Origin of the sequence: Pseudomonas benzopyrenica, from assembly GCF_036884265.1 — a bacterium.
Taxonomy (GTDB): domain Bacteria; phylum Pseudomonadota; class Gammaproteobacteria; order Pseudomonadales; family Pseudomonadaceae; genus Chryseomonas; species Chryseomonas benzopyrenica.
Map to the genome: position 1 here is coordinate 1,109,477 of NZ_CP145723.1, position 24,668 is coordinate 1,134,144.

General features: G+C 68.1%; 22 protein-coding genes. 8 read left to right on the forward strand and 14 right to left on the reverse strand.

The features are described 5' to 3' along the window. Positions 1–3: 3 nt before the first annotated feature. On the forward strand, positions 4–909 hold the full coding sequence (gene secF / locus V6W80_RS05155) for a protein translocase subunit SecF (protein WP_017642542.1): 906 nt from the start codon (positions 4–6) through the stop codon (positions 907–909). A gap of 59 nt (positions 910–968) precedes the next feature. After that, positions 969–1,496, forward strand: coding sequence for a glycine zipper 2TM domain-containing protein (locus V6W80_RS05160; RefSeq protein WP_017642541.1), 528 nt, complete (start codon positions 969–971; stop codon positions 1,494–1,496). 153 nt (positions 1,497–1,649) lie between these two features. Here V6W80_RS05160 and V6W80_RS05165 read toward each other — a convergent pair whose 3' ends face one another. From V6W80_RS05165 to V6W80_RS05195, 7 genes are all read right to left on the reverse strand, one after another. Further along, the gene (locus V6W80_RS05165) at positions 1,650–2,690 is read right to left on the reverse strand and encodes an acyltransferase family protein (protein WP_017642540.1); all 1,041 of its coding nucleotides are present in this window, start codon (positions 2,688–2,690) and stop codon (positions 1,650–1,652) included. A 286-nt stretch (positions 2,691–2,976) separates the two neighbouring features. Beyond that, positions 2,977–3,522 (reverse strand): hypothetical protein, encoded by a 546-nt coding sequence (locus V6W80_RS05170; RefSeq protein ID WP_184291688.1) that lies wholly within the window; start codon positions 3,520–3,522, stop codon positions 2,977–2,979. Between the two features lie 120 nt (positions 3,523–3,642). Next, the gene (locus V6W80_RS05175; RefSeq protein WP_007159685.1) at positions 3,643–3,780 is read right to left on the reverse strand and encodes a hypothetical protein; all 138 of its coding nucleotides are present in this window, start codon (positions 3,778–3,780) and stop codon (positions 3,643–3,645) included. Between the two features lie 64 nt (positions 3,781–3,844). After that, positions 3,845–5,197 carry an MATE family efflux transporter gene (locus tag V6W80_RS05180; protein ID WP_064307955.1) on the reverse strand — a complete coding sequence of 451 codons (1,353 nt, stop codon included), beginning with the start codon at positions 5,195–5,197 and terminating at the stop codon, positions 3,845–3,847. A gap of 79 nt (positions 5,198–5,276) precedes the next feature. Then, positions 5,277–5,915 carry a pyroglutamyl-peptidase I gene (pcp, locus tag V6W80_RS05185; RefSeq protein ID WP_338546054.1) on the reverse strand — a complete coding sequence of 213 codons (639 nt, stop codon included), beginning with the start codon at positions 5,913–5,915 and terminating at the stop codon, positions 5,277–5,279. Positions 5,916–5,923: 8 nt separating this feature from the next. Then, complete coding sequence (locus V6W80_RS05190) at positions 5,924–6,874, reverse strand: DUF979 domain-containing protein (protein ID WP_017642536.1); 951 nt, start codon at positions 6,872–6,874, stop codon at positions 5,924–5,926. Next, a complete protein-coding gene (locus V6W80_RS05195; RefSeq protein ID WP_017642535.1) occupies positions 6,871–7,578 on the reverse strand; it encodes a DUF969 domain-containing protein in 708 nt (235 codons plus the stop codon). Before V6W80_RS05195 ends, V6W80_RS05190 begins: the two co-directional genes overlap by 4 nt. Before the next feature lie 272 nt (positions 7,579–7,850). Between V6W80_RS05195 and V6W80_RS05200 the strand changes: the two genes are divergently transcribed. The 6 genes from V6W80_RS05200 to bfr all read left to right on the forward strand — a co-directional run bounded on the left by V6W80_RS05200 (position 7,851) and on the right by bfr (position 12,884). After that, the gene (locus V6W80_RS05200) at positions 7,851–8,771 is read left to right on the forward strand and encodes a LysR family transcriptional regulator (RefSeq protein WP_017642534.1); all 921 of its coding nucleotides are present in this window, start codon (positions 7,851–7,853) and stop codon (positions 8,769–8,771) included. A gap of 105 nt (positions 8,772–8,876) precedes the next feature. Further along, positions 8,877–9,623 carry a 5-oxoprolinase subunit PxpA gene (locus V6W80_RS05205; RefSeq protein WP_338546055.1) on the forward strand — a complete coding sequence of 249 codons (747 nt, stop codon included), beginning with the start codon at positions 8,877–8,879 and terminating at the stop codon, positions 9,621–9,623. Further along, complete coding sequence (pxpB, locus tag V6W80_RS05210; RefSeq protein ID WP_338546056.1) at positions 9,620–10,297, forward strand: 5-oxoprolinase subunit PxpB; 678 nt, start codon at positions 9,620–9,622, stop codon at positions 10,295–10,297. The genes V6W80_RS05205 and pxpB overlap by 4 nt, the downstream gene beginning before the upstream one ends. Beyond that, positions 10,294–11,226: a biotin-dependent carboxyltransferase family protein gene (locus tag V6W80_RS05215; protein WP_338546057.1), complete on the forward strand. Its 933-nt coding sequence runs from the start codon at positions 10,294–10,296 to the stop codon at positions 11,224–11,226. The genes pxpB and V6W80_RS05215 overlap by 4 nt, the downstream gene beginning before the upstream one ends. A gap of 149 nt (positions 11,227–11,375) precedes the next feature. Then, positions 11,376–12,266, forward strand: coding sequence for a PA4780 family RIO1-like protein kinase (locus V6W80_RS05220; RefSeq protein WP_059313875.1), 891 nt, complete (start codon positions 11,376–11,378; stop codon positions 12,264–12,266). A 120-nt stretch (positions 12,267–12,386) separates the two neighbouring features. After that, positions 12,387–12,884 (forward strand): bacterioferritin, encoded by a 498-nt coding sequence (bfr, locus tag V6W80_RS05225; RefSeq protein ID WP_007159675.1) that lies wholly within the window; start codon positions 12,387–12,389, stop codon positions 12,882–12,884. A gap of 30 nt (positions 12,885–12,914) precedes the next feature. On the opposite strand, the gene V6W80_RS05230 is transcribed toward bfr, so the two are convergent. The 7 genes from V6W80_RS05230 to V6W80_RS05260 all read right to left on the reverse strand — a co-directional run bounded on the left by V6W80_RS05230 (position 12,915) and on the right by V6W80_RS05260 (position 24,668). Next, positions 12,915–15,482, reverse strand: a complete 2,568-nt coding sequence (locus V6W80_RS05230) for an ATP-binding protein (RefSeq protein WP_338546061.1) — start codon at positions 15,480–15,482, stop codon at positions 12,915–12,917. A 100-nt stretch (positions 15,483–15,582) separates the two neighbouring features. Continuing rightward, the gene (locus V6W80_RS05235) at positions 15,583–16,911 is read right to left on the reverse strand and encodes a bifunctional DedA family/phosphatase PAP2 family protein (RefSeq protein ID WP_017642528.1); all 1,329 of its coding nucleotides are present in this window, start codon (positions 16,909–16,911) and stop codon (positions 15,583–15,585) included. 62 nt (positions 16,912–16,973) lie between these two features. Beyond that, positions 16,974–18,119 (reverse strand): alginate O-acetyltransferase AlgX-related protein, encoded by a 1,146-nt coding sequence (locus V6W80_RS05240; RefSeq protein WP_338546064.1) that lies wholly within the window; start codon positions 18,117–18,119, stop codon positions 16,974–16,976. Positions 18,120–18,129: 10 nt separating this feature from the next. Beyond that, positions 18,130–19,545, reverse strand: coding sequence for an MBOAT family O-acyltransferase (locus V6W80_RS05245; protein ID WP_338546065.1), 1,416 nt, complete (start codon positions 19,543–19,545; stop codon positions 18,130–18,132). Between the two features lie 13 nt (positions 19,546–19,558). Then, positions 19,559–20,170, reverse strand: a complete 612-nt coding sequence (locus tag V6W80_RS05250; RefSeq protein ID WP_257706589.1) for an alginate O-acetyltransferase AlgF — start codon at positions 20,168–20,170, stop codon at positions 19,559–19,561. Positions 20,171–20,205: 35 nt separating this feature from the next. Beyond that, positions 20,206–20,871, reverse strand: coding sequence for a cell division protein FtsQ (locus V6W80_RS05255; protein ID WP_017642524.1), 666 nt, complete (start codon positions 20,869–20,871; stop codon positions 20,206–20,208). A 14-nt stretch (positions 20,872–20,885) separates the two neighbouring features. Beyond that, positions 20,886–24,668: a cellulose synthase subunit BcsC-related outer membrane protein gene (locus V6W80_RS05260; RefSeq protein ID WP_338546066.1), complete on the reverse strand. Its 3,783-nt coding sequence runs from the start codon at positions 24,666–24,668 to the stop codon at positions 20,886–20,888.

Sequence of the window (24,668 nt, forward strand, 5' to 3'; positions counted from 1 at the left end):
GCCATGAAAAAGACCATCAACTTCATGGGCGTACGCAATATCGCGTTCGCCATCACCGCGCTCCTGACCGTACTGGCGCTGTTCAGCTGGTTCTACAAGGGGCTGAACTTCGGCCTGGACTTCACCGGCGGTACCCTGATCGAGTTGCGCTACGAGCAGCCGGCCGACCTCGGCAAGATCCGTCAGGAATTGCAGGGCGCCGGCTTCGAAGACGCCGTGGTGCAGAGCTTCGGCGCCACCACCGACGTGCTGGTACGGATGCCCGGTGACGATCCCCAACTGGGCCAGAAGGTGACCGGCGCGCTGCAGCAGGCGAGCACCGAGAACTTCTCCCTGACCCGTACCGAGTTCGTCGGTCCGCAGGTTGGCGAGGAGCTGCGTGACCAGGGCGGCCTGGGCATGCTGCTGGCCCTGGGCAGCGTGCTGGTCTACGTGGCCTTCCGCTTCCAGTGGAAGTTCGCCGTGGGCGCCATCCTGTCGCTGGTGCACGACGTGGTGGTGACCCTGGGGCTGCTGTCGTTCTTCCAGATCACCTTCGACCTGACGGTGCTGGCGGCGGTCCTGGCGATCATCGGTTACTCGCTCAACGACACCATCGTGGTGTTCGACCGGGTGCGGGAGAACTTCCGGGTGCTGCGCAAGGCCGACCTGATCGAGAACATCAACGTCTCGACCACCCAGACCCTGCTACGGACCCTGGCGACCTCGATCTCGACCCTGCTCGCCGTGGGAGCCCTGCTGATCTTTGGTGGCGACAACCTGTTCGGCTTCTCGCTGGCGCTGTTCATCGGCGTGATGGCCGGTACCTACTCGTCGATCTATATCGCCAACGTTGTGCTGATCTGGCTGGATCTGAAGAGCGAGGACCTGATTCCGCCGCAGGCCAAGGAACTCGACGAGCGTCCCTGATGTCCCAGGCATGGCAAAGGGCCAGGTGCCCGCTATGACAGAGTAGTCAGGAGGTTGTAGTGAACAAGTCGATGCTCGTAGGTACGGTTCTGGGAGCCATCGTCGCCACCGCAGGTGGCGCCGTGGCGTACAGTTTCGTCGACCGCGGGCCTCAGTACGCCGAGGTCGTCGCCGTCCAGCCGGTCAAGGAAACGGTCAAGACCCCGCGCGAGGTCTGCAAGGAGGTCGCGGTGACTCATCGGCGACCTGTTCAGGACCAACACCAGATCGCCGGGACCGCCGTAGGCGCGGTCGTCGGCGGTCTGCTGGGCAACCAGGTCGGCAACGGCAGCGGCAAGACCCTGGCGACCATCGCCGGTGCCGTGGGCGGTGGTTACGCTGGCAACAAGGGTCAGGAATACATGCAGAACCGCGACACCTACACCACCACCCAGACCCGCTGCAACACGGTTACCGACAGCAAGGACCAGGTGGTCGGCTATGACGTCAAGTATCTGCTGGATGGCAAGATCGGTCAGGTCCGCATGGACCACGAGCCGGGCAAGCAACTGGAAGTGAAGAACGGCCAGGTGCTGGCCAGCCAGTGATCCGCCTTGACCGCTGAAGCCCCAGGGCTTCAGCCGATGAAAAAACCCGCTACCAGGTGATTGGTAGCGGGTTTTTTCATGGGGGTTTCGTGCTGATCGAAACGCTCTTCCACGCTGGCCAGAGGCGCAGGGCGCCCTGGCCGGAGTCGTCACTCAGACGGCGGGGCGGGGGGTTTCAGCTTTGGGCCGAAGCCACCGCCGGGCGGAGATCCACGCCGGCGCCTCGAACAGACCGTTGATGCCACGGGCTTCCAGCAGCTTGGCGATGGCCACGGGCACCAGGATGCCGAAGGCGCAACCGGCGACGATGTGCAGCAGGCCGTCGTTGATGTGCAGGCCCTTGCTCAGGACGATGCGCGCACCGCTGCCACTCAGTACGTGCATCACGTAGATGGGCATGGACAGCGCCCCCAGGGTCAGCACCCACTGCAGCGGCCGTTGCGCCAGCACCATGCAGGTGGCGCTGACGAAGACGATACCGTTCAGCGCCAGGACCAGGGTGGCCAGGCCACGATCGGTATAGACCAGGCCCAGCAGGCCATGGAACCAGTACTCCAGCACCACGAACAGCAGACCCGAGCCCAGCATCACCCGGCCGGCCTGTTCCTCGATGGCCTGCTTGAAGTTGTTGAACCAGACGCCGAAGGCGAAGAACACGAAGTTCTGCGCGGTGAAGGTGAAGAAGAAGTCTTCCGGGCCGGCGTTCTGGAACAGATAGACCAGGGCGCCAAAGGCGAACACGGCAAAGAAGGCCAGCGGCTTGGCCCAGCGATAGGCGAGCATGGCCAGGCAGAACACCAGGAACAGAGCATAGAGGAACCAGAACTGCTGGCGTGGCTCCCAGACCGTCAGAACTTCGCTGAAGCTGACGCCGCCATTGGTGTAGCGCGACATCAGCGCCTCCACCGAGCCCTGCAACAGCGACCAGACCAGGAAGGGATAGACGATGGTGTCGATCTTGTTCACCAACAGGCCGCCGGTGCCGCGCTTGACGAAGGAGCTGTAGAAGAACAGGCCGGAAAGAAAGAAGAACAGCGGCATGTGGAAGCTGTAGATGACGCTGTCCACCAGGCCGTGGAATTCTGCGTCCTGCAGGATGCCGGCGTTGAGCAGGCCGCGGACGACATGGCCATAGACGACCAGCACGATGCCAATGGCTTTCGCATAGTCGACCCAGAGATTGCGAGTGTTCATTGAATGATCCTTTTCAAAGGAGAACCTGTGCCGCTGAAGCCAAGCGCTGGGGGCAAACGAAAGCAGGAACGCTGCGGCGCCAGAGCGCGCATCGCGACAGGTTCGGTCATGGTAGGACTCCCGAAGGAACGACGTCCGTAAGTAGCCGGTTACAGGAAGGGGCTCCTTGCCCGCGTTCTGACCATGGCTATCTGCCATTGTTCATGGCTTGTTTCCAGCCAGGCGTGAACGGGGCGACACTTTGGCCGCCTGGGGGACAACTGTCCGACGAGCTGTAACCGGATGTTTAAAGCGAGTCTTTGACGAACTGCAACTGCCGCTCCTTGAGCAGGGGTTCGTAACGTGGCGAGGTGTAGATCAGCAGGACCTGTTTCCGACGTGCCGCCTGGGCGCTGAACTTGTAGACCACGGTGTCGTGATCGAAGGCCAGATAGGCCTGGGCGTCGTCATCCTGGTTCAGGCGTTCGAAGGCGGCGGCCGATGACTGGGAGGAGGGCTTGCCATACTTCTGGGTGAGGCCTTCGGCGATCAGGAAGGACTGGGCCAGGGGCGTGACGATGGACAGCCGCAGGAAGCGACCATCGATGAAGAAGGCACCGGCCTCGACCTTTTCACCGGCGAAGGCGAGGTCGTTGCATTCGAAATACTCGACGCCGACCACGTCGATCTTGCGCGGCTGGAAGGTGCAGAGCTTTTTCGCCAGAAAGGTTTTCTGGTCAGTGCCGAAGGCGATGCCCGCATAGCCATCCACGGCCTGGGCCGGCGCCGGGAACAGCACCAACAGCGCCAATAAGGGCGCAAGGAAAGGCGACAGGTAGGACCTGACGGTCATGGTGATCTGGATTCCCTTCACGAAGGCCCTGGGGCCCACTCAACCCGACGGATGCTAGAAGCTCCGCCGGGGCTTTGCCACCGCTGTCGACGGCTTTTGTCGAGGGGTTCAGGGTTGGCGTCAGGCGATGCCGGGCGGAATCTGATCCTTGCCGTAATCCTTGAGCTTCTCCAGGTTTTCCGGCTTCTGGTGCTCGGGGACGTCGTCGCCGTCGGCGGGGGTGTCCAGGGGTTCCTGATCGCGGGTGTCTTCGCTCATGGCAGCGCTCTCGGCAGGGGATGTTCGACTTTGAGGGGAGCGCCGACCCGGCGGTTCCGCAGGATCAGGCGCTGGCGTGGTCGTCGAGCCAGCCTTCGCGCCGGGCCAGGCGCCAGGCGAGCAGGGCGGAGATCAGGCCGCGCAACGCCATGAAGGTCAGAAAGGCCAGCCACAGGCCGTGATTGCCGAGGCCGCGCAGCAACCCGCCGAGGGGCAGTGCCAGCAGCAGGGCGAGGAGCATCGAGTTGCGCATCTCGCGGGCGCGGGTGGCGCCGATGAAGAGGCCGTCCAGCAGGTAGCTGACCATGGCGATCAAGGGCAGCAGCGCAAGATAGGGCAGGTAGGCATGGGCCTCCTGGCGTACCGCGGCGATGTCGCTCTGCAGGGCGACGAACAGATCGCCGCCCAGGGCGAAGGCGACGGCGAACACCAGGCTGGCCAGCAACGACCAGCCGCCGGCGATTACCAGCACCCGGCGCAGGGTGGCGCCCTCGCGAGCGCCGAGGGCATGACCGGCCAGGGCCTCCACCGCATGGGCGAGGCCGTCGAGGGCGAAGGCGGTGACCAGCAGGCCATTGAGCAGCAGGGCGTTGACCGCCACCGTGGTCTCGCCCAGCTGGGCGCCCTGGGCGGCGAACAGCAGGAACACCGCCTGCAGCGCCAGGGAGCGGATGAAGATGTCGCGATTGACCGCCAGCAGCGGGCGCCAGCTGGCGAGCTGGCGCAGCGCCTGGCGATCGATCCGGCCGGGCCACAGCCGCAGGCGGCGCAGCACCAGCCCGAGGCCGAGCAGCATGCCGCTCCATTCCGCCAGGACCGAGGCCAGGGCGATGCCCTGCACCCCGGCGCCGAGGCCGAGCACGAAAGCGGTCACCAGCAGCAGGTTCAGGGCATTGGTGGTGAGCAGCAGCACCAGCGGCGTGCGTGCATCCTGGGTGCCGAGCAGCCAGCCGATCAGCGCGTAGCTAAGCAGCGCCGCAGGCAGGCCGAGCAGGCGCAGGTGCAGGAAGCGCGCGGCCAGCTCGGCGAAGGCGGGATCCAGGCCGAGCCAGGCGAGCAGCGGCTCCAGCGCCAGGCTGGCCATCAGCAGCAGGACCAGCGACAACCCGAGGCCCAGCAGACCGGCTTGCAAGAGGATCTGGCGCAGGGCGGCGCCATCACGGCGCCCGCTGGCCTGGGCGGCGAAACCGGTGGTGCCCATGCGCAGGAAGGCGAGGATGCCGAGCAGGGCTGTGTAGAAGGCGCCGCCCATGGCCACCGCGGCGAGCTGGCGGGCTTGCGGCAGGTGACCGGCGATGGCGCTGTCGACCAGGGTCACCAGCGGCACGCTGAGATTGGACAGGATCATGGGCGCGGCCAGGGCCCAGACGCGGCGGTGCAGCAGGGGATGACGCCAGTCGGCAAGCAGGGTGGACATGGGCTAATCGCAGCGGCGGCGGAGGGGGCATTGTAGGCCAGCCAGCCCGGATGGTCCTCCGCCGCCGCGCCTACGGGTGTCAGTCCAGTTGGCCGCCGCCTTCGCGCAGGTCCGCCTGGGTGGTCGCCGCGCAGGTCAGCGCCAGGCGCAGGCCGGCGACCAGGGTCTCCAGGGCCATGGACGGCGCCCCGGGCTGGTTGGCGGCCTGGACCGGCAGATAAGGAATATGGATGAAGCCGCCGCGTACCCCGGTGCCCTGTAGGCGATGCTGCAGGCCATAGAAGACGTGGTTGCAGACGAAGGTGCCGGCGGTCTGGGACACCGCCGCGGGAAAGCCGGCGGCGCGCAGGGCATGGACCATGGCCTTGATCGGCAGGGTGCTGAAGTAGGCCGCGGGGCCGCCGGGCACCACCGGTTCGTCGATGGGCTGACGTCCGGCATTGTCGGGGATGCGGGCATCGTCGACGTTGATGGCGATGCGTTCCAGCGACAGCTCGGCCCGCCCGCCGGCCTGGCCGACCGCCACCACCAGGGTGGGGCGATGGCGGTCGAGCAACTCGCCCAGCACCCGGAGCGCGGCGCCGAATGCGGTCGGCAACTGCGCCGCGACCACGGGTAGATCGCCGAGGCGTTCGCCGTCGAGTCGGCGCACGGCCTCCCAGGAAGGGTTGAGCTCTTCGCCACCGAAGGGCGCGAAGCCGGTGAGCAGCAGGGTCATGGGATACCTCACATCAGCAGATAGAGCAGCACCACGTTGCAGGCCAGCACCGCCAGGGCGGTGGGGACCTGGGCCTTGATCACGGCGTTCTTGTCGTCCAGTTCCAGCAGGGCCGCCGGGACGATGTTGAAGTTGGCCGCCATGGGCGTCATCAGGGTGCCACAGTAGCCGGAGAACATGCCGATGGCAGCCATCACCGCCGGATCGGCATGATAGACACCCACCAGCACCGGGACGCCGATGCCGCCGGTCATTACCGGGAAGGCGGCGAAGCCGTTGCCCATGATGACGGTGAAGGCGGCCATGCCCACCACATAGACCACTACCGCCACCAGGCGCAGGTCGAGGGCCACGTAGGCGGTGGCCAGGTGCGCCACCGCCTTGCCGACGCCGGCATCGGTGAAGACCAGGCCGAGCATGGCCAGGGCCTGGGGCAACACCAGCGACCAGCCCAGGGCATCGGTCAGGCGGCGTGATTCGCGCATGGCCTGGATCGGGGTGTCCCGGGTCAGCCAGCAGGCCAGCGCCAGGGCCACCAGGGCGCCCAGGCCCAGGGAGACGAAGGTGACGTTCTTGGGATCGAGCAGCGGCAGGCCGGCGATCTGCACATCCTTGAGCAGCACGCTGCCGATCACCGTCACCACGGGAATCGCCAGGGCCGGAATGAACAGGCGATTGCCCAGGCGGCCGGCGCTGGCGCGGGTCTCGCGTTCAGGGCGAGTCACGTGGTGACCACTGCCCACTGCGCCGCAACCGGCCAGCACGGCCATCAGCAGCACTCCGGCGCCGACCCAGGCCGGCGGCAGGCGATCGCCGATCAGGAAGACCAGGCTGAACAGGCCCCAGAATAGGCCGCTGGTCCAGCGCTTGGGGTGGTGACGATCGGCCAGGGTCATGACCGCGGTCAGCGCCAGGATGGCGCCAGCCAGCCAGAACAGATACTGGATCGACAGGATCATGGTTGCACCTCCTTGCGCGCGGTCAGCTCGCGATAGAGCTGGCGGTCGAAGCGGTGCAGGCGCAGGGCATGGATGAAAAAGGCGCAGAGGGCCGTGGGAATGCCCCAGAGAGCGATGTGCAGGGGTTCGACATCGAGGCCGGCGCCGAGCAGGAAGGTGTGCATCAGTGCGATGGCGCCAAAGGCGACGAAGATGTCTTCGCCAAAGAACAGCCCGACGTTGTCGGTGGCCGCGCAGAAGGCCAGCAGCCGCTGGCGCAGCGCCTCGGGCAGGCGGCCATGGAGTTTTTCGGCGGTGCCTTCGGCCATGGGCGCCAGCAGCGGCCGGACCATCTGCGGATGGCCGCCGAGGCTGGTCAGCCCCAAGGCCGCGGTGGTCTCGCGGACGAACAGGTAGAAGATCAGCAGGCGGCCGACGGTGGCGTTGCGAAAGCGGGCGATCCAGTTCTGCGCATGCAGGCGCAGGCCGTGGCGCTCGAGCAGGCCGATCACCGCCAGCGGCAGCAGGATGATCAGCGGCAGGGCGCGCGCCTTGATGAAGCCGGTGCCGATGGCGGCGAGCAGTGCCTCGGGGCTGAACTGGGCGGCGATCCCGGTGGCCACGGCGGCCAGGGCGACCACCAGCAGCGGATTGAACCTCAGCACGAAGCCGACCACGATGACCAGTACGCCCAGCAGCGGCCAGAGGTTGACGGTGGTTTGCATGGGTGGATGTCTCCAGCGGGTCCACCGCGCTCCGGGCAGACGGTGCGGCGGACGGTAGGAAGCCGCAGGCGGCTTCGGCTGATCCAGGCCGTGCCCGTGGCACGGCTCGTTGTTGTTGTCGGACGTCATTTGGCATGGCGCCGGCTGGCATCTTTTGCCGTCGGTGGAGCTGGCGTCCAGCAAATAAAACTGTTCGCCGCCGATAGGGAAAAGCGGGGCAGACAAGCCTGCTGGTGGGGGTAAAGTGACGGGATAGCCTTGTCGAGGTCCTCATGAATCTGCGCTTTCTCGATACCTTCGTCTGGGTCGCCCGCCTGGGCAGTTTCCGCCTGACGGCGGAAAAGCTCTCCACCACTCAGGCCGCCATCTCCAGCCGCATCGCCGTGCTGGAAAGCGAGCTGGGCGTGCAACTGTTCCTGCGCGACTCCCGCGGCGTGAGTCTGACCGCCGAGGGGCATCGGGTGCTGGGCTACGCCGAGCGGATGCTGGCGACCCAGCGTGAACTGCACGAGGCCCTGGGTCATGGTCAGACCCTGGAGGGCCGCCTGCGCATCGGCGTGATGGATACCGTGATCCACAGTTGGCTGGATCAGTTGATCGCCGCGGTCACCCAGAGCTATCCGGCCATCGAGCTGGAGCTGACCGCCGATACCGCGCTGAATCTGGCCGAGCAACTGGCGCGGGGACAGCTCGACCTGATCTTCCAGACCGATCTGCTGCGCGCCGAGGGTATCCGCAATCTGCATCTGGCCAGCTATCCGGTGCGCTGGCTGGTGGCCAGCGACAGCCACCTGGCGCGGCCCTACGCCAATCTGGCCGAGCTGGCCGGCGAGCGGCTGATCACCTTTTCCCGCCATTCGCGGCCGCACCAGGACATCCTCGGCCTCTTGCAGCGCGAGGGCATCGCCGAACCGCGGGTCTGCTGCATCAACTCGGTGGCGGCCATCATCAAGCTGATGGGCGAGGGCTTCGGCATCGGTGCCTTGCCGCCGGCCCTGGTGATCGAAGAATTGGCCCGTGGCAGCCTGATGCCCTTGCCGTTGGCCGGACCGCCGCCCTTCGATGTCCAGGCCAGCTGGCACGGCGGTGCCGGCCTGGCGCTGAGCGAGGCGGTGGTGGCCCTGAGCCAGACGGTGGTGGCCGACTGGTGTACGCGCCTGGGCCCGGAGCGCGCCTTGCCGGTGCTGGTCTAGCCCGGGTGTTTCAACGGTATCTTATCGCCAGCGCCCGGAATCTTTTGTTGGACAGCGGCGCCCCGGCTTTCCGACACTCGAGCTACTTCCTCAGAGGATCCTGTCATGCCCGCTCGCCTGCTGCTCAATTGCGATTCCGGTGAAAGCTACGGTGCCTGGTCCATGGGCGATGATGCCCATGCCATTCCCCTGGTCGACCAGGCCAATCTGGCCTGCGGCTTCCATGCCGCCGATCCCCTGATCATGCAGCGCGCCGTGACCCTGGCGGTGGCCAATGGCGTGCAGATCGGCGCTCATCCGGCCTATCCCGACCTGGTGGGTTTCGGTCGGCGGCCCATGGCCTGCACTCCGGCCGAAGTGGAAGCCATGATCCTCTACCAGATCGGCGCCCTGGACGCCTTCTGCCGCGCCGCAGGCGTACGCGTCGAGTACGTGAAGCCCCATGGCGCCCTCTACAACGCCCTGGTCAAGGACGATGCCCTGCTGACCGCCGCGCTCTCCGCCTGCGCCCGCTATCGCCAGGGACTACCGCTGATGGTGCTGGCCAAGGCCGACAACGCCCGCGAGCGCCGGCTGGCCGAAGCCGCCGGGGTGCCGTTGCTGCTGGAAGCCTTCGCCGATCGCGCCTATCTGGCCGACGGCTCCCTGGCCCCGCGTGGCCAGGCCGGCGCCGTTCACCATGATCCCGAGCGTATCCTGGCCCAGGCCGTCGCCATCGCCCGGGGCGAAGACTTTCCCGGGTTCGATGGCCAGCCCATGCGCCTGCAGGCCGACAGCCTCTGCGTGCATGGCGACAATGCCGAATCCCTGGCAGTGCTGCGCCGGCTGCGCGCGGCGCTGGACGCCCTATGATCGCCTGCAAGCCCTTTGGCGTTGCGGCGCTGCTGCTCGAACTGGCCGAGCACCCCGATGCCGAACTGCCTTCGCGCATCGCCCGCCTGGGCGAGCGGATTCGCCAGCGCTTCGGCGCGGCGGTGACCGATCTGGTGGCGGGCTGGACCAGCCTGCTGGTGCACTACGACCCCCGGCAACTGACCCTGGCCGAGCTGCAGGCCGGCCTCGAACCCCTGCTGGCCGATTGGCCAGGTGCCGCGAAGGCGGGCGAGGGCGGGCGTCTGCACGAGGTGCCGACCCTCTATGCCGGACCCGATCTGGCCGAGGTGGCCGAGCGCTGTGGCCTGAGCGAGGCCGAGGTCATTGGCCTCCACAGTGGTCGTGACTATCAGGTGGGGGCCATCGGCTTCATGCCCGGTTTCGCCTTTCTCGGCGAGCTGGACGAGTGCCTGGCGCTGCCGCGGCGCAGCACGCCGCGCACCAGCGTCCCCGCCGGCAGTCTGGCCATCGCCGAGCGCCAGACCGCGGTCTATCCCCAGGCCTCGCCAGGGGGCTGGAATCTCATCGGCCGCTGCCTGTGGACGGTCTTCGATGCCCGGGCCGAGCCGCCGTGCCTCCTGGCGCCTGGCGATCGAGTGCGCTTCGTGCCGGTCGACGAAGCCGCCTTTCGTGCCCAGGGAGGTCAGCCATGAGCGGTCTGCTGGTCAGCAAGCCCGGTCCCCTGACCCTGCTGCAGGATCTCGGCCGCCAGGGCTGGCAGCACCTGGGCGTGGCGCCCTCGGGCCCCATGGACGGCCATGCCGCACGCTGGGCCAATCGCCTGGTGGCTAACCCGATGACGGCGCCGCTGCTGGAGATCGCCCTGGGCGGCGCCGAATTCGAGATCGAGACCGACACCTGGCTGGCCCTGACCGGCGCGCCGCTGGACGCCCGGCTGGATGGCGAGTCCCTGCCGGCCTGGTCGTGCTTTCCGGTAAAGGCCGGCGCGCGACTGCGGCTGGGCTTCGCCCAGGCTGGACAGCGCGCCTATCTGGCCGCGGCCGGTGGCGGCTTCCAGGCCTCGACGACCCTGGGCAGCGTGGCCAGCAACCGGCGCGAAGGCCTGGGCGGGCTGGAGGGCCAGGGCGCTGCCCTGACGGCCGGACAGCGGCTGGGCTGCGCGACTGTGACCGTGTTGCATGCCCACAGGTGCGGACCGGCGGCGCGTTTCGTCCCGGACTATCGCGAGGTGCCAACCCTGAGGGTGATCTTTGGCGGCGACGCCGAGGCCTTCGGTCCGGCGGCGCAGCAGGCGCTCTGCGACCAGCCCTGGCGCATCAGCCCGCAATCCGACCGCATGGGCATCCGCCTGGCCGGGGACGTGCCCCTGGCGCCACCACGCCGCCAGTGGTCGCTGGGGGTGGTGACCGGTGCCATCCAGGTACCGCCCGACGGCCAGCCCATCGTGCTCATGGCCGATCGCCAGACCATGGGCGGCTATCCGCTGCTGGGCTTCATCCATCCCCTGGACCTGGCGCGCCTGGCCCAGTGCCCGGCCCATCACGAGGTGCGCTTCGCCCCGGTGGAGCTGGCGGTGGCCCAAGACGAATGGCGTCGTTTCCTCGCGTTCTTTTCCGGTTGAGGGCGCAGCCGGTCACGCCCAAGGAATCTTGTCCGCTTCGATGAGTCGCACGCTCAGGGGCGATGCCGACTTCCCTTTCTCGGCGTCTGGCTTGAAACTTGCCTCACACGTCCCCTGTGACGACCGACAAGAAGGAGCTGGAACCGGCGATGAAAACTCCCAAACGCATCGAGCCGCTGATCGAGGACGGCTTGGTCGATGAGGTGATACGGCCCCTGATGAGTGGCAAGGAGGCGGCGGTCTACGTGGTGCGCTGCGGCAGTCAGGTGCGCTGCGCCAAGGTCTACAAGGAGGCCGACAAGCGCAGCTTCCGCCAGGCCGCCGAATACCAGGAGGGGCGTAAGGTGCGTGGCAGCCGGGAAAATCGCGCCATGGCCAAGGGCTCCAAGTTCGGTCGCCGCGAGCGCGAGGACAACTGGCAGAATGCCGAGGTGACGGCGCTCTATCGCCTGGCCGATGCCGGGGTGCGGGTACCCAAGCCCCATGACTTCCTCGATGGCGTGCTGCTGATGGACCTGGTCACCGACGGCAATGGCGAGGCCGCGCCGCGCCTCAACGACGTGACCCTCACCGCCGAGGAAGCGCTGCGCTATCACGACCTGATGATCGGCCAGATCGTGCGCATGCTCTGCGCCGGCCTGGTCCACGGCGACCTTTCCGAATTCAACGTGCTGCTGGCCGAGGACGGCCCGGTGATCATCGATCTGCCCCAGGCGGTGGATGCCGCTGGCAACAACCACGCCTTCCGCCTGCTGGCGCGGGACGTGGAGAACATGGCGCTGTACTTCGGTCGCTTCGCGCCGGAATTGCGTACGACGCGCTATGCGCCGGAGATGTGGGCCCTGTTCGAGAAGGGCGAGTTGTTCGCTAATACGCGGCTCACCGGCGAATTCGCCGAGCGTGAAGACCAGGCCGACGTCCATGCGGTGATGCGCGAGATCGAGGCGGCGCGGCGTGACGAGGAGCGCCGCCAGGCGGCACGGCGCGAACAGGATGAACCCAGCGTGCGCGAGGAGCCACCACCACCGTGGTTAAGCTGAGCGTGAAGCAGAACGATTAGCGCTGCGATGAGACGAACGGCCCCAGTGGTCGGGCGATGAACGGCGCCTCCCTGGCGCTGGCGCGCTAAACTGGGCACTGAACAGCACAGGACTCTTTTCATGCAAGGCCATCCGGACGTCATCAACTACCTCAACCAGCTGCTGCGTGGCGAGCTGGCGGCGCGCGACCAGTACTTCATCCATTCGCGGATGTACGAGGACTGGGGCCTGATGCGCCTGTACGAGCGGATTGGCCACGAGATGGAGGAGGAAACCCAGCACGCCGATGCCCTGCTGCGCCGCATCCTCTTCCTCGAAGGCACGCCGGACATGCGGCCCAACGCCATCACCGTGGGCCAGACCGTGCCGGAGATGCTGCGTGCGGACCTCGCGCTGGAGTACGAGGTGCGCGAAGCCCTGGCCCAGGGCGTGGCTCTGTGCAACCAGCACAAGGATTTCGTCACCCGCGAGATTCTGGTCGTGCAGCTGGAAGACACCGAGGAAGACCACGCCTACTGGCTGGAGCAGCAGCTGGGCCTGATCGACAAGATCGGCTTGCAGAACTACCTGCAATCCCAGATGAAGGGCGGCACCACGCCCCACGGCGCCGGCCTCTAAACTCGGCGGAGCGGCGCCGCCAGGTGTCGCTCAGGACGTGCGGGCGTCGCCCTCTGGCGCCCGTGGCAGATAGAGCGAGATGCAGGTGCCCGCGCCAGGCGTGGTGTCCACCTGGATCTGACCGCCCGACTGGTGCACGAAGCCGTGCACCATCGACAGTCCCAGGCCGGTGCCCTGGCCTGGCGGCTTGGTGGTGAAGAAGGGATCGAAGATCCGCTCCACTATCTCCGACGCGATGCCGGTCCCGGTATCGCTCACCTTGACCCTCACATAGTCGCCGGCGGGCAGGTCGTGCGGTCGCTCCGGCGCATCCTCGGGCAGATTGGCCGTGGACAACCGCAACTGGCCTCCCTGGGGCATGGCATCGCGGGCGTTGATCGCCAGATTGAGCAGGGCGCTTTCCAGCTGGACCGCATCGATCACCGTCGGCCAGAGCGGCTCCGCCGGCTCGGCCTGGACCTCGATCGCCGGGCCGACGCTGCGACGGATCAGCTCCTCCATGGCCAGCATCAGCTCGTTGACATCGGTTGGCTTGGGTTCCAGCGTCTGCCGCCGGGAAAAGGCCAGCAACCGCTGGGTCAGGGAGGCCGCGCGCGCGGCATAGGCCTGGGCGCCACCGAGCAGCCGGTCGAGCTGGTCGGTACGGTTCTGCTGCAGGCGGCGCTCGATCAGCTCCAGGCTGCCGATGATGCCGGCCAGCAGATTGTTGAAGTCATGGGCGATGCCGCCAGTCAGTTGGCCGATGGCTTCCATCTTCTGCGCCTGGTGCAGGGCCTGTTGGGCCTGGGTCAATTCGGCGGTGCGCTCGACCACCCGCTGTTCGAGGGTCTCGTTGGCGGTCCGCACCGCCTGGAACAACTGGGCCTGTTCGATGGCAATGGCCGCACGGGCGGCCAGGGCGACCATCAGCCGTTCGTGGCGGGCGTTGAAGCGCCTCGGCTCGGGATGGCCGAAGCCCAGTCCGCCCAGCACCGCCCCGCTGCGGGCTACCACCGAGACGGCCAGATAGCTGCGCAGGGGCAGACGGCTGGCCGTTCTGCCGGGAGTCGCCAGGGCCTGGCCAAGCCGGGGATCGCTCGCCAGGTCGTCGCTCCGGACCACGCCCGCGCTGTCCAGGGTGGTGGCGAACAGCGCGGTGGCGCCGGACTCGCCGAACTGCTCGAAAACACCCCGCTCGACGCCGGACAGGGTGAAGCGCTGCAGGCGCCCGCCACGCGCTTCGGGCTGTTGATTGAAATAGGCGCCGAAGTCCGCTCCGGTCAGCTCCACGCCGGCATCGGTCACGGTCTGCACCAGGTGCGCCAGATCCAGCTGGCTGGCCAGCTCCGTGTCGATGCGCTTGAGGGCTTCCAGGGTACGGGTTTCCTCGCGCAACTCGGCCTCGGCCCGCTTGCGGTCGCTGATGTCGACGAGGAATTCGAAGGCACTGCCGTCGGGCAGGCGCTTGGCCGCCACCAGGGCCCAGCCGGTCGAGCCGTCGCGTCGCCGGTAGCTGCGCTCGTCGGGCGGCAGCTGGTCGTCGGCGCATCGCAACGTCGGCGCGGGCCAGGCGATGCGACCGGCCACCAGATCCTCGTGGTCATGCCCGCTCATGCGCAGGAAGGCGTCGTTGGCATCGATCAACCGGCCCTCGGCGTCGAAGCACAGCGCCCCCACCGTCTCGATTTCCAGGGCGGTGCGAAAGCGGCGCTCGCTGGCCTCCAGGGCGGCCCGTGCCAGATGGGCTTCGGTGACGTCCTGCCCCTGGCAGAAGATGCCGATTACCTGGCCGGTTTCGTCGGTCAGGGGTTCATAGATGAAATCCAGGTACAGGGTCCGGATCGGTTCACCCGCCGTTTCCAGTCGCATCGGCTGGTGTTCGGCGACGAAGCGGCGACCGCTGCGATAGACCTGTTCGAGCCACTCGAAGTAACCCTGATTCTGCAGCTCGGGAAAGACTTCGCGTACCGTGAGACCTTCGCGGGGCCGACCATCGAACAGTCGGCTGAAGGCGACGTTGACGAAATCGAAGACGTGGTCCGGCCCGCGGACGATGGCGACGAAGCCCGGCGCCTGTTCGAACATCCGCCGCTGGCGCGCGGCATCGGCGGCGCGGCGGCGTTCGTCGAGGATGCGTTGGGTGGTCTCGTGCCCCTGGTTGAATAATCCGGCGACCTCGCCGCCTTCACCGCGGATCGGCGTGAAGCTGTAGTTCCAGTAGGTCTCAGTGACCACGCCCTGACGCACCATCGGCAGCAACTGGTCGAAGACGGAAAAGCCCTGGCCGGTGCTCAGGACCTGCTCGAATTGCGGCCCAACCACGGGCCAGATGTCCTGCCAGACCTCCTGCGCCGGACGGCCCAGGGCCCAGGGATGCCGCTCGGCGGGGATCGGCGCCCAGGCGTCGTTGTAGAGCAGCAGCAGGTCCGGCCCCCAGTAGATGGCGGTGGGAAAGCTGGAATTCAGGCAGATGCTGAGTGCGGAGCGCAGTGATTGCGGCCACTGCGACGGCGCGCCCAGAGGGGATTCCGACCAGTCGTGGGTACGCAACCGGGCACCCATTTCGCCGCCGCCGGCGAGAAAGTCCAATTCGTTCCAGTCGGCAATCTGCGCTGCCATCGATCACCTCTCCCCAGCCACTTCTGCCGTTCCAGGCGTTCAGACCACAATTGCACCGGAACTGCATGACCGCGACAGGTTTTTTTAGTTCGGGGTGGCGCTACAGGCGGGGCGCGTAGCGTTCGATGGCCTCCGGCAGGGCCCAGCCCGCGGCGAAAGCCAGGATCAGCAGGATCAGCGGCAACAGTACCCACCAAGTCCGGGTCGGAACGGGTTCCAGGCGATTGCCGCCGGTCTTTTGCAACAGCGCCAGGCTAAGGCCGCAGAAGCCCCCGGCGAGCAGAGCGCCGGCCAGGATGTCGGTCGGCCAGTGCACGCCCAGATAAACGCGACTGAGGGCGATGAGCGCGGCCGGCAGGGCCGCGATCACCAGCCAGGCGAGGCGCCCGCGTGGCCCGTAGCGGCGACCGACCAGGATGCCCAGGGTCAAGAAGAAGGCAAAGGAGGCCGAACTGTGGCCGCTAGGCAGACTGTAGGTGGTGAGCGGCTCGGCCAGCACGTCGGGTCGGGCACGGGCCAGCAGGTTCTTCAGTTGGCCATTGGCCAGGGCGGTGCCCAGGGTGGTGCCCAGGGCGAACAGCAGCGGCCGCCACTGGCGGAAGGCGGCCAGCACCAGAATCAGCACCGCGGCGAGGATCAGCTGGGTGCGGAAATCGCCCATGCGGGTAATGACCACGGCGACCAGGTTGAGCCAGCCTTCGCGATGCTCCTGGACCAGCGCCATCAGGCCCTCGTCGAAGGCGCGCAGGTGGTGCCAGCCGAACAGCAGGGCCAGCAGACCGACCAGGCACAGCGCACCGCTGAGCAGGGTAGTGCCGGCCCGCTCGCGCCAGGCGCCGTGGGCGATGACGGTCGCCAGCAGCACAGTGCCGCCCGTCACGAGGCCCGCCTGATACCAGAAGCCCTCGGGCAGCGGCAGGCGCAAGGCCGCCCCGGCCACCCAGCCTGGGCCCAGAGCCGCGATCGACCAGCCAGTCGCGGCCACCAGACTGACGGCGGCGAACTTCACCACGGGCATGTCGAGCATGCCGGCGATCAGCGGCAACAGGGGCCGCAAGGGGCCGATGAAGCGGCCGACCAGCAGACTGGCAACGCCGTACTTGTGGATGAAGTCTTCCGCGCGGCTGATCCATTCGGGATGGGTACGCAGACCTGGCAGGCGGCGAATGCGTTCGTGGAAATGGCGGCCGAGAAAATACGATACGGCATCGCCGAGGATGCCACCCAGGAAGCCGAGCAGCAGGGTATCGAAGAGACTCATGGCGCCGTTGCCGGCAGCGATGGAAATGGCGAACAGCACCACCGTGCCGGGCACCACCAGACCGGCCAAGGCCAGGCATTCGAGAAAGGCTACGACGAAGATGGCAACGCCGAGCCACTCATTGTGATGGGTGATCCACTGGGTCAGGCCGGCGAACAGTTCCGTCATCGAAAGGCTTCCTGGGAGCTAAGGGCTGCGTCCTCAGACCCATGGGGAAAGCCTTGGTTGCCTCAAGGACGCGGATCGAGACGCAACGCCTCGGGGCGGGGAGATTGTAAATCGCGCTCGGGAATTTCCCAGACCAATAACTGTGGCGGGGTTTGTCGAAAGGCAGGGCTGTCGAAGTAGTCCCGCGCCGCGCCGGCGAAATGTCCGCCGTCCTTGGCGAAGCGCCCGACGCTGGCCCCCAGGGCCTGTTCCAGGAAGGGCAGAAAATTGGAATTGCGCGAGAAGGAGGTGCCGATCACCGCGACATTGGGCAGGTCGCCGTCGCCGAACAGATCATCGCTGGCGCCGGCCGCGGCGCGGCTGTCGACCTGGGTCAGCCGCAGGACCTCGGGCGCGGGTTGCAGGCGCGGCGATAGCCAGTCCAGGCCGGCCAGGCGTACCAGGTCTCCGGGTCGCGGTGCCGGCGCCAGCAGCGTGCGAGCGAATGTCCGTGCCGGGCTGGCCTGGAAGGGCAGCGCCTGGATATGGGTGGCCAGGGCGCGGGCTGCGGCCTCGGCACCGGTCTCGTTCCAGTGGGTGTCGGTGCGCAGGAAGGCGGCGCTGCCCAGGGGCGCGAGTGCCGCGGTGAGGTCGAGCACCGGCACCTGGGCGGCGCTGAGCAGCCGCGTCCAGTCGGCGACGCGGCTGGCGAAGGCGGCCGGTCGGTGCAGGCTGCACAGCTGGTCGGCGGCGATGCGGCTCTTGTCCGGCACCACGGTGACCAGCAGCTGGATGTGCCGGGCAGCCAGTTGCCGACGCAGCTCGATCACCGTCTGGGCGCGGGCCCGGGCATTGGCGGCCGCCTGGCGCGGGACGTCGAGTTCTTCGGCGAGAAACAGCCAGCCAGGGCAGCCCTGACGTACCCGCGGACCGGTATCGCCCAGCAGCAGCCAGCTGGCGCCCCGTTCCAGGCGGGCGGCCGCTTCCGGCAGCGGCGCTTGGGCCAGCTCCTTGGCGATATGGTGGGTGAGCTCGCCTTCGAGCAGGGCGTGGCGATCCACCTGCTCCGGCCAGAGCGACAGGCGCTCGGTCAGCAGCGCCCAGGCGCAGGATAGAAGGCCAAGGGCCAGGAACAGCGCGAAGACGATTCCCGCCAGGGGCGCCAGGCGTGTGCTGGTGACACTGGGCGGCTGCGGGGCGGGCGAGGGCGGCAGGGCGGGAGCGCTCATGACGGCGGCCTCAGAACTGGAAGTAGAGGAAGGGCACGGCTTCGCGGCTGGCGATCAGCGCGAAGCAGAGCAGGAAGCCGGCTATCGGCCAAAGGGCACCGATACCGCGCAGTAGGGCGCTGCCGGGCAGACGCGCCTCGATGCGCGCCTGCCACAGCGGGGCGAGGACGCAGGCCACGCCCAGCAGGGCAGCCAGGCCGTGCACGGGTCTCAGGGTCACAGCCAGGGCATCGCCCAGGGCGAAGCCGTGCAGGCCGAACTGACCGGCGTACATCGACAGCGCCGTGGCGAAGTCCGGCGCGCGGAACAGCGTCCAGGCCAGGGCCACGAACAGCAGGGTCAGGCCGTGGGCCAGGGGACGCGGCAGCGGGCGGCCACCGAGTTCGTCCCAGAGGCGATCCAGGCACAGCGCCAGGCCGTGCAGCATGCCCCAGAGCAGGTAGTTCCAGCTGTCGCCGCCGTGCCAGAGGCCGGCGATGGCCATGGTCAGGAAGAGATTGCGATAGGTGCGCCAGCGACCGCCGCGATTGCCGCCCAGGGAGATATAGAGGTAGTCGCGCAGCCAGCTGGACAGCGACAGGTGCCAGCGCCGCCAGAAGTCCTGGATGCTGCGGGCGAGATAGGGTCGGTTGAAGTTTTCCGGGAAGTGGAAACCCAGCATCAGGCCCAGGCCGATGGCCATGGCGCTGTAGCCGGCGAAGTCGAAGAACAGCTGCAGCGAATAGGCCAGGCAGCCGATCCAGGCGTCGACGAAGGACGGCTGATCGAGGTGGAAGGCCACATCCACCAGCGGCGACAGGGTGTCGGCCACCAGCACCTTCATGCACAGGCCGATCATGAAACGGCGCGCGCCGAGGGCGAAATTCTCACGAGTGAACCAGCGCTGGTTGAGTTCGCGCCGCACCCAGTCGTAGCGGATGATCGGCCCGGCGATGGAGTGGCCGAACATGGAGATGTAGGTGGCGTAGTTGACGAAGCTGCGCTCCACCGGCACCACGTGGCGGTGGACATCCACCAGGTAGGAGATGGCCTGCAGCACGATAAAGGACAGCCCGGCCGGCAAGGCCACCTTCTGCCAGTCCAGCGGCAGGGCGCCGGCGCTCACCAGCACCTGACTCCAGGTGGCAGCGACGATGTTGGCGTACTTGTACCAGCAGAGCACCGCCAGGTTGAGCACGATCAGCCCGGCGAGCAGCCGTAGCCGGGTCCTTGAGCCTTCGCGCGCGCGATCCACCAGTAGCCCGCCGACCCAGGCCAGCAAGGCCAGGGCCATGTGCAGCAGCAGGAACAGCGGACTCAGCCAGCCATAGAACAGCCAGCTGCCCACCAGCAGCACCCCGTTGCGCCCGCCGGGCCGCGCCAGGGCGTAGACCAGCAGGAACAGCGGCAGGAAGAGGGTGAGGAATTCCAGCGAGGCGAAGACCATCGAGCGGCTGTCCTTAGTGGGCGATAGCGTCCTGGGTGGCGAGCAACCGCGGACCCGCGGCGCCGGGCAGCAGCAGCACGCTGTAGCGCTCGCCGGCCTTGAGTTCGCCCAGGTCCAGGGCGTCACCGGTGGCCTGGCCGGCGCAGGTCAGCTGCACCTTGAGCGCCACGGCGTTGAGGCTGCGGCGCTGGAGGGTGCCGTCAGCGACGTTCTTAAAGATCTCGGCATTGCGGCCGGCCGCCTGCAGCCCCGGGTTCGCGCACTGCGGATCCAGGCTGTAGAAAGCCAGCGAGGCTTTGAGGGCGTTGAAGTCGTCGGGTTGCTCGCGCACCAGGCGCTGCACCAGCGGGCTGCCGGGCAGGACCACCAGGGTGGCGAATTCACCGGCGGCCACGGTCAGCTCCAGCGGGGCCTTGGCCGCGCCCTGGACCAGTTCGCCCTGGATGGCCTTGGTCGCCGGCACCGTCAGGTAGTCGGAGACCGGCTTGGCGGCTTCCAGTTGCAGCCGTGCGGCGGAGCCGGAGGCCTGTAGCGCCAGCGGCTCGCTGCCGGCGTTGACGAATCTGAGGAAAGCCGAGTCTTCGCTGGGGCCGGTGGGATAGAGGGACACCTCGGCCTGGGCCATCCCGCTCACTAGCAGGCCGAGCAGCAGCAGGGCCTTCACTGGGCGGCTCCCTTGAGTTTGTCGGCGGGCAGCTTGTTCAGGGCGTCGACGATGGCCGAACTCCAGGACTTGTAGCCCGGGCCGGTGAGGTGCTGGCCGTCGATGGTGGCCCACTGACCGGGCTTGGCGAAGCTCAGAGAGTCGATGTAGCTGCAGGGTGCGACGTTGCTGGCGAGGAAGCCGGACATCAGCTTGACCCGGTCGAAGGTCTTGCCGTATTTGCCGCCCTCGGTGCCCCAGGTCGGGCCGACCCAGGCGCAGTGGGTCTTGGTGGCGGCGATGGCCTTGGTCAGGCTGGTGGTCTGCTGCCAGACCCAGGTCTTGGGAAAGCTGGGGTTGGTGTAGCTGGCCATGGTGTCGCCCATGACGATCAGCACCAGGTCGGGCTTGTCGGCGGCGATGAGTTCGTTGATCGGCTGGGTGGCGGCCTTGCCGCCGAGCACCACGGCCTTGTCGCCGTTGCGCCGCTCGGCGCCGCCGCAGGTGCCGGGGGTGACCTTGAGCCAGTCGCCGGCGTTGGTGCCGCAGATACCCAGGGTGTGCACCTTGGCGCCTTGCTGCACCAGGCTGTCCTGCAGGGCGCCGATCAGGTAGTCGGGGGTGGCCAGGTGGCTGTCGCCGATCATGAGAATGGTAAGGCCGGTGAGAAGGCTGGCTGCCATGGGAGCTCCGTGAATCAGTTGTCGTAGGGGGAACGATAGGGACTGACCGGCAAGGTGAGTGCGCGGTCCTGGGGATCCAGCGTATAGCGCAGATAGAGGCCGCCATTGAGCTGTTGGAAATCGCGGCCGTTGTCGACGCCGAGGTTGCCGCCAACGAACAGCTGGCGCCCGAGCTGGTACTCGGTGGCGCCAAGGAGGCTGTAGCCGATACTGGTCTTGCGCTGGCCGCCATAGACCGCCGGGGCGCCGAGCGCCTGGCTCGCCGCGGCCTGCAGCCGGGCGTCGGTCGGATAGAAATCGGCGCCGTCCTGCACGATGCGCTGCACGCCCACCGCGCCGCGCAGCTGCCAGGTCCAGCGATCGGTACGCTGCGACCAGGTCAGGGGCACGCCCAGGGCATAGAAGCGCTGCGGACTGAAGTAGCCGCCATGGCCGTAGGTGAAGAAGGCCTGGTTGTTGTCGTAGGCGATGCCGGTGAGGGACAGGCCCAGCGTCAGGCGGCTGTCTTCGCTGTTGATCAGATAGCGATACAGCCCGGTGCCCAATTCGGTGCGGCTATTGTCGGCGACATGGTTGCCCAGCAGCCGGTACCAGGAAGCATAGGCATAGGCGCCGAACTGGCGGTCGTCATAACCGAGCTGGCCGCGTACGCCGTTGGCGGTCACGCCGCCCCATTGCTGACCGGTACGGGCGTCCTCGCTGCCGGCGAAGGAGGTCAGGCTGTCGATCACCGCGCGGCGCGAGGCCGAGAGGGTATAGCGGCTGTTATCGGTCAGCGGCCGGTCCAGGCTCACCCCACCCACTGGCGTCGAATAGAGAAAGCCCAGGGGCGTGGTGCCGGCGTCGGCCTTGAGGCCGAGCTGGGGATCGCTGTAGGCCACCGCAAGGCCCACGCCGCTGTCGCTCTGGCTGCCCGGCGAGGCATCCGGCGAGGCCTGGGTCGCGGCCGGACCGCCACCGAAGCGACTGCGGGCGTCGCTGCCGACGCTGCCGGTGTTCAGGCTGACCGGGGTCACCCGCACGGCCAGGCGCACGTCGCCCAGCGGGAAGTCGATCTCCAGCGGCGCCTCCACGTCGGTGAGCTTGCCGAGGCCGCGCTCGTTATCGTTGCTGCGCACGGTCAGGCCCTGGGTGATCCGCGCGCTGCGCGTCTGCAGCAGGTCGTCGAGGGCGCGTTCGGCGGCGCTGTCGCGCGGGGCCTCGGCTACGTCCGCTGGCGGGGCGGTCTTGGCCGCCGCCAGCAACTGGTCGGCAGTGGGCGGAATGGCCTGGCTGGCCAGGGTGGCGCTGCCGCGCCGCGTGCCGAAGGGATTGGCCGGCGCGCTGGCCAGGGGCCGCGCGGTCTCGGCGTCGCGGCGCTCCACCGCGACCACCTGGCGCAGCAGTTCGGTGGCCCGGCCATCGCGGCCCAGGGCGCGATAGAGACGTGCGGCCTCGGTCAGCACCGCCACGTCATCGGCGCCCAGGGTGACGGCGCGTTCGAGGGCGCGTTCGGCATAGGCGCTGTCACGGGCCCGCACGGCCGCATCGGCCGCGCCCAGTTGCAGCCGGGGATTGTCGGGCGCGCGGCGCAACAGGGGCTCATAGAGGCGCAGCGCCTTGTCGGCCTCGCCATTGGCCAGGTACAACCGCGCCAGGGCGGCATTGGCCAGGTCATCGTCCGGGCGCTGGGCCAGGGCTGGCGCGAGGGTGTCGTAGGCGGTGACCAGATCGCCGCGCTCGCGCAGCTGGTCGGCCTGGCGCACCCGATAGCGATAGAGCAGGTCTTCATAGCCCTGACGGTGCGCGGCGCTCAGGCGCTGCCCCTGGAGGTCGTGCAGCAGGGCGTTGACCTCGTCGTCGGCGCCACTGCGCAGCAGCACCTCGCCATATTGCAGGCGCAGGGCGGGATCGGGCGTGCGTTCGCGGGCCAGGACATCGCGCAGCAGGCGCAGACCGCGTTCGGGATCGCCGGCCTCGGCATAGGCCGCTGCCAGACCACCCAGGGCCGCGGCGCGCTCGCCGGCCTGCGGCTCCAGGGCCGCCAGCTGGCGGCGTGCGGCCTGCTGCTGGCCGCGGCGGGCCAGGTCGCGAGCGGCGCTTACCCTGGCATCGAAGTCGAGATCGGCGGCCAGGCCGTTCATGGCCGGAGTGCGCTGGGCCGACGGGATGCGCCCGAGCAGCTCGCGCGCCGCCGCGGGATCCTGCTGCTCCAGGGCGAACAGGGCGCGGACATAGAGCGCCTCGGGGCGTTGGGGATCCTTGGCCAGGCCACTGTCTAGGGTCTGGCGGGCCGCCTGGGCCTGGCCCTGGCGCAGTTGCAGGCGGGCCAGGGCGAGCAGCGTCCAGACGTCGTCCGGATCGGCGCGGCGAGCGTCTTCCAGGGCGCGCCGGGCGCCCTGGAGATCGCCACGACCTTCGGCCAGCTTGGCTTCCTGCAGGGCCTGGGTGGCCTTGAGCCGATCCAGATTGCCGAGCTTGGCGCGTTCGGCTGGCGTCAGGGTGTCGAGCAGGCGCAGGGCCTCGGCCGGACGCTCGCTCTCGGCCAGCAGGTCAATCAGGCCCCGGCGGGCTTCCAGATTGCGCGGATCCTGCTGCAGGATCCGCCGATAACCGGCCTCGGCGGCGTCCAGCTGCCCGGTCTGGGCCTGCAGCCCGGCCAGGGCTAACGGCGCTTCCGGACGCTTGGCGTCCAGCCGCAGCGCCTGCTCCACGCGGGCACGGGCGGTAGTGAAGTCGTTGGTTTGCTGGGCCTGACGGGCCTGGGCGAGCAGCGCCCAGTAGCGCACCTCGGCCAGGGGCGCCTGCCAGCGCGCCCCGCCCGGTTGGCGGCTGGCGCGGCTCAAGAGGTCTTCGGCGTCGCTGAAGCGCTCCTGGCGCTGGCGGACGATGCCCAGTCCGCCCAGGGCGTTGGCGTCGTTAGGTGCCGTCTTGAGCCGTGCCTGGAAGGCCTCTTCGGCAGCGCCCAGCTCATTGCGGCGCAAGGCCTCGATGCCGCGGGCCAGTTGCGGATCCAGACCGCCGCTGCGATTCAGGGCACGGCCCTTTTCCAGCTGGGCGCGCAACTCGGCGTCGTCGGGATGCTGGCGTAGATAGGCCTCGAACAGCGGCGCCTCGGCCGGACCGGGCGGACCGCTCCAGACCAGGGCCTGGCGCCAGTACTCAGCGGCCTCGCCGCCGATGTCCTTACGCGTGCTGAGATCGGCCAGGGTCTGGATGCCACGGCTGCGACTGGCCGGAAAGCGCGCCAGGTGCTTGGCCTGGATCAGCATCAGCGCCGGGTCGGCAGGTTGCAGCTTGCGCAGGCGCTCGATGCCTGGCCCCGCTTCCTGCCAGCCATTGGGGGTATAGGCGAGGATGTCGTAGTACTCCCGCGCCAGATCGCCCTGGGGTAGCCGACCGCCAAACAGCTGGCGATAGAGCGCCAGGGCCGGCACGGGCTTTTCTTCGCTGACCAATTGGCGGGCATCCACCAGGCGCTGCGGATTGTCGCCACTGGCCAGGGCGATGTCCTGTTCCAGTTGCAAGGCCTGCTGGGGCAGGGGCTTGAGCGCCTGCAGGCGGCGCAGATAGGCCTGGGCCGCCGACAGCCGATCGGCCTGTACCTCGATCAGGCCCAGGCCGTAGAGCGCCTCGGGCTGCTGCGCATCCAGTTCGAGCAGTTTGTTCCAGGTCTCCTGGGCGCGGGGCGCGTTCTTGCGTGCCTGCCAGAAATGCCCCTGCTCGATGAGCAGCGCTTCGGGCGTGCCGGCCGCCAGGGCCAGGGGCGGCAGCAGGAGACCGGTCAGCAGGGTAGCCAACAGTAGCGTGCGGATCAT

Coding starts and splice junctions, on each gene's coding strand:
- secF (WP_017642542.1), top strand. CDS start 4: ATGAAAAAGACCATCAACTTCATGGGCGTACGCAATATCGCGTTCGCC.
- V6W80_RS05165 (WP_017642540.1), bottom strand. CDS start 2,690: ATGAACACTCGCAATCTCTGGGTCGACTATGCGAAAGCCATTGGCATC.
- V6W80_RS05170 (WP_184291688.1), bottom strand. CDS start 3,522: ATGACCGTCAGGTCCTACCTGTCGCCTTTCCTTGCGCCCTTATTGGCG.
- V6W80_RS05175 (WP_007159685.1), bottom strand. CDS start 3,780: ATGAGCGAAGACACCCGCGATCAGGAACCCCTGGACACCCCCGCCGAC.
- V6W80_RS05180 (WP_064307955.1), bottom strand. CDS start 5,197: ATGTCCACCCTGCTTGCCGACTGGCGTCATCCCCTGCTGCACCGCCGC.
- pcp (WP_338546054.1), bottom strand. CDS start 5,915: ATGACCCTGCTGCTCACCGGCTTCGCGCCCTTCGGTGGCGAAGAGCTC.
- V6W80_RS05190 (WP_017642536.1), bottom strand. CDS start 6,874: ATGATCCTGTCGATCCAGTATCTGTTCTGGCTGGCTGGCGCCATCCTG.
- V6W80_RS05195 (WP_017642535.1), bottom strand. CDS start 7,578: ATGCAAACCACCGTCAACCTCTGGCCGCTGCTGGGCGTACTGGTCATC.
- V6W80_RS05200 (WP_017642534.1), top strand. CDS start 7,851: ATGAATCTGCGCTTTCTCGATACCTTCGTCTGGGTCGCCCGCCTGGGC.
- V6W80_RS05205 (WP_338546055.1), top strand. CDS start 8,877: ATGCCCGCTCGCCTGCTGCTCAATTGCGATTCCGGTGAAAGCTACGGT.
- pxpB (WP_338546056.1), top strand. CDS start 9,620: ATGATCGCCTGCAAGCCCTTTGGCGTTGCGGCGCTGCTGCTCGAACTG.
- V6W80_RS05215 (WP_338546057.1), top strand. CDS start 10,294: ATGAGCGGTCTGCTGGTCAGCAAGCCCGGTCCCCTGACCCTGCTGCAG.
- V6W80_RS05220 (WP_059313875.1), top strand. CDS start 11,376: ATGAAAACTCCCAAACGCATCGAGCCGCTGATCGAGGACGGCTTGGTC.
- bfr (WP_007159675.1), top strand. CDS start 12,387: ATGCAAGGCCATCCGGACGTCATCAACTACCTCAACCAGCTGCTGCGT.
- V6W80_RS05230 (WP_338546061.1), bottom strand. CDS start 15,482: ATGGCAGCGCAGATTGCCGACTGGAACGAATTGGACTTTCTCGCCGGC.
- V6W80_RS05235 (WP_017642528.1), bottom strand. CDS start 16,911: ATGACGGAACTGTTCGCCGGCCTGACCCAGTGGATCACCCATCACAAT.
- V6W80_RS05240 (WP_338546064.1), bottom strand. CDS start 18,119: ATGAGCGCTCCCGCCCTGCCGCCCTCGCCCGCCCCGCAGCCGCCCAGT.
- V6W80_RS05245 (WP_338546065.1), bottom strand. CDS start 19,545: ATGGTCTTCGCCTCGCTGGAATTCCTCACCCTCTTCCTGCCGCTGTTC.
- V6W80_RS05250 (WP_257706589.1), bottom strand. CDS start 20,170: ATGGCCCAGGCCGAGGTGTCCCTCTATCCCACCGGCCCCAGCGAAGAC.
- V6W80_RS05255 (WP_017642524.1), bottom strand. CDS start 20,871: ATGGCAGCCAGCCTTCTCACCGGCCTTACCATTCTCATGATCGGCGAC.
- V6W80_RS05260 (WP_338546066.1), bottom strand. CDS start 24,668: ATGATCCGCACGCTACTGTTGGCTACCCTGCTGACCGGTCTCCTGCTG.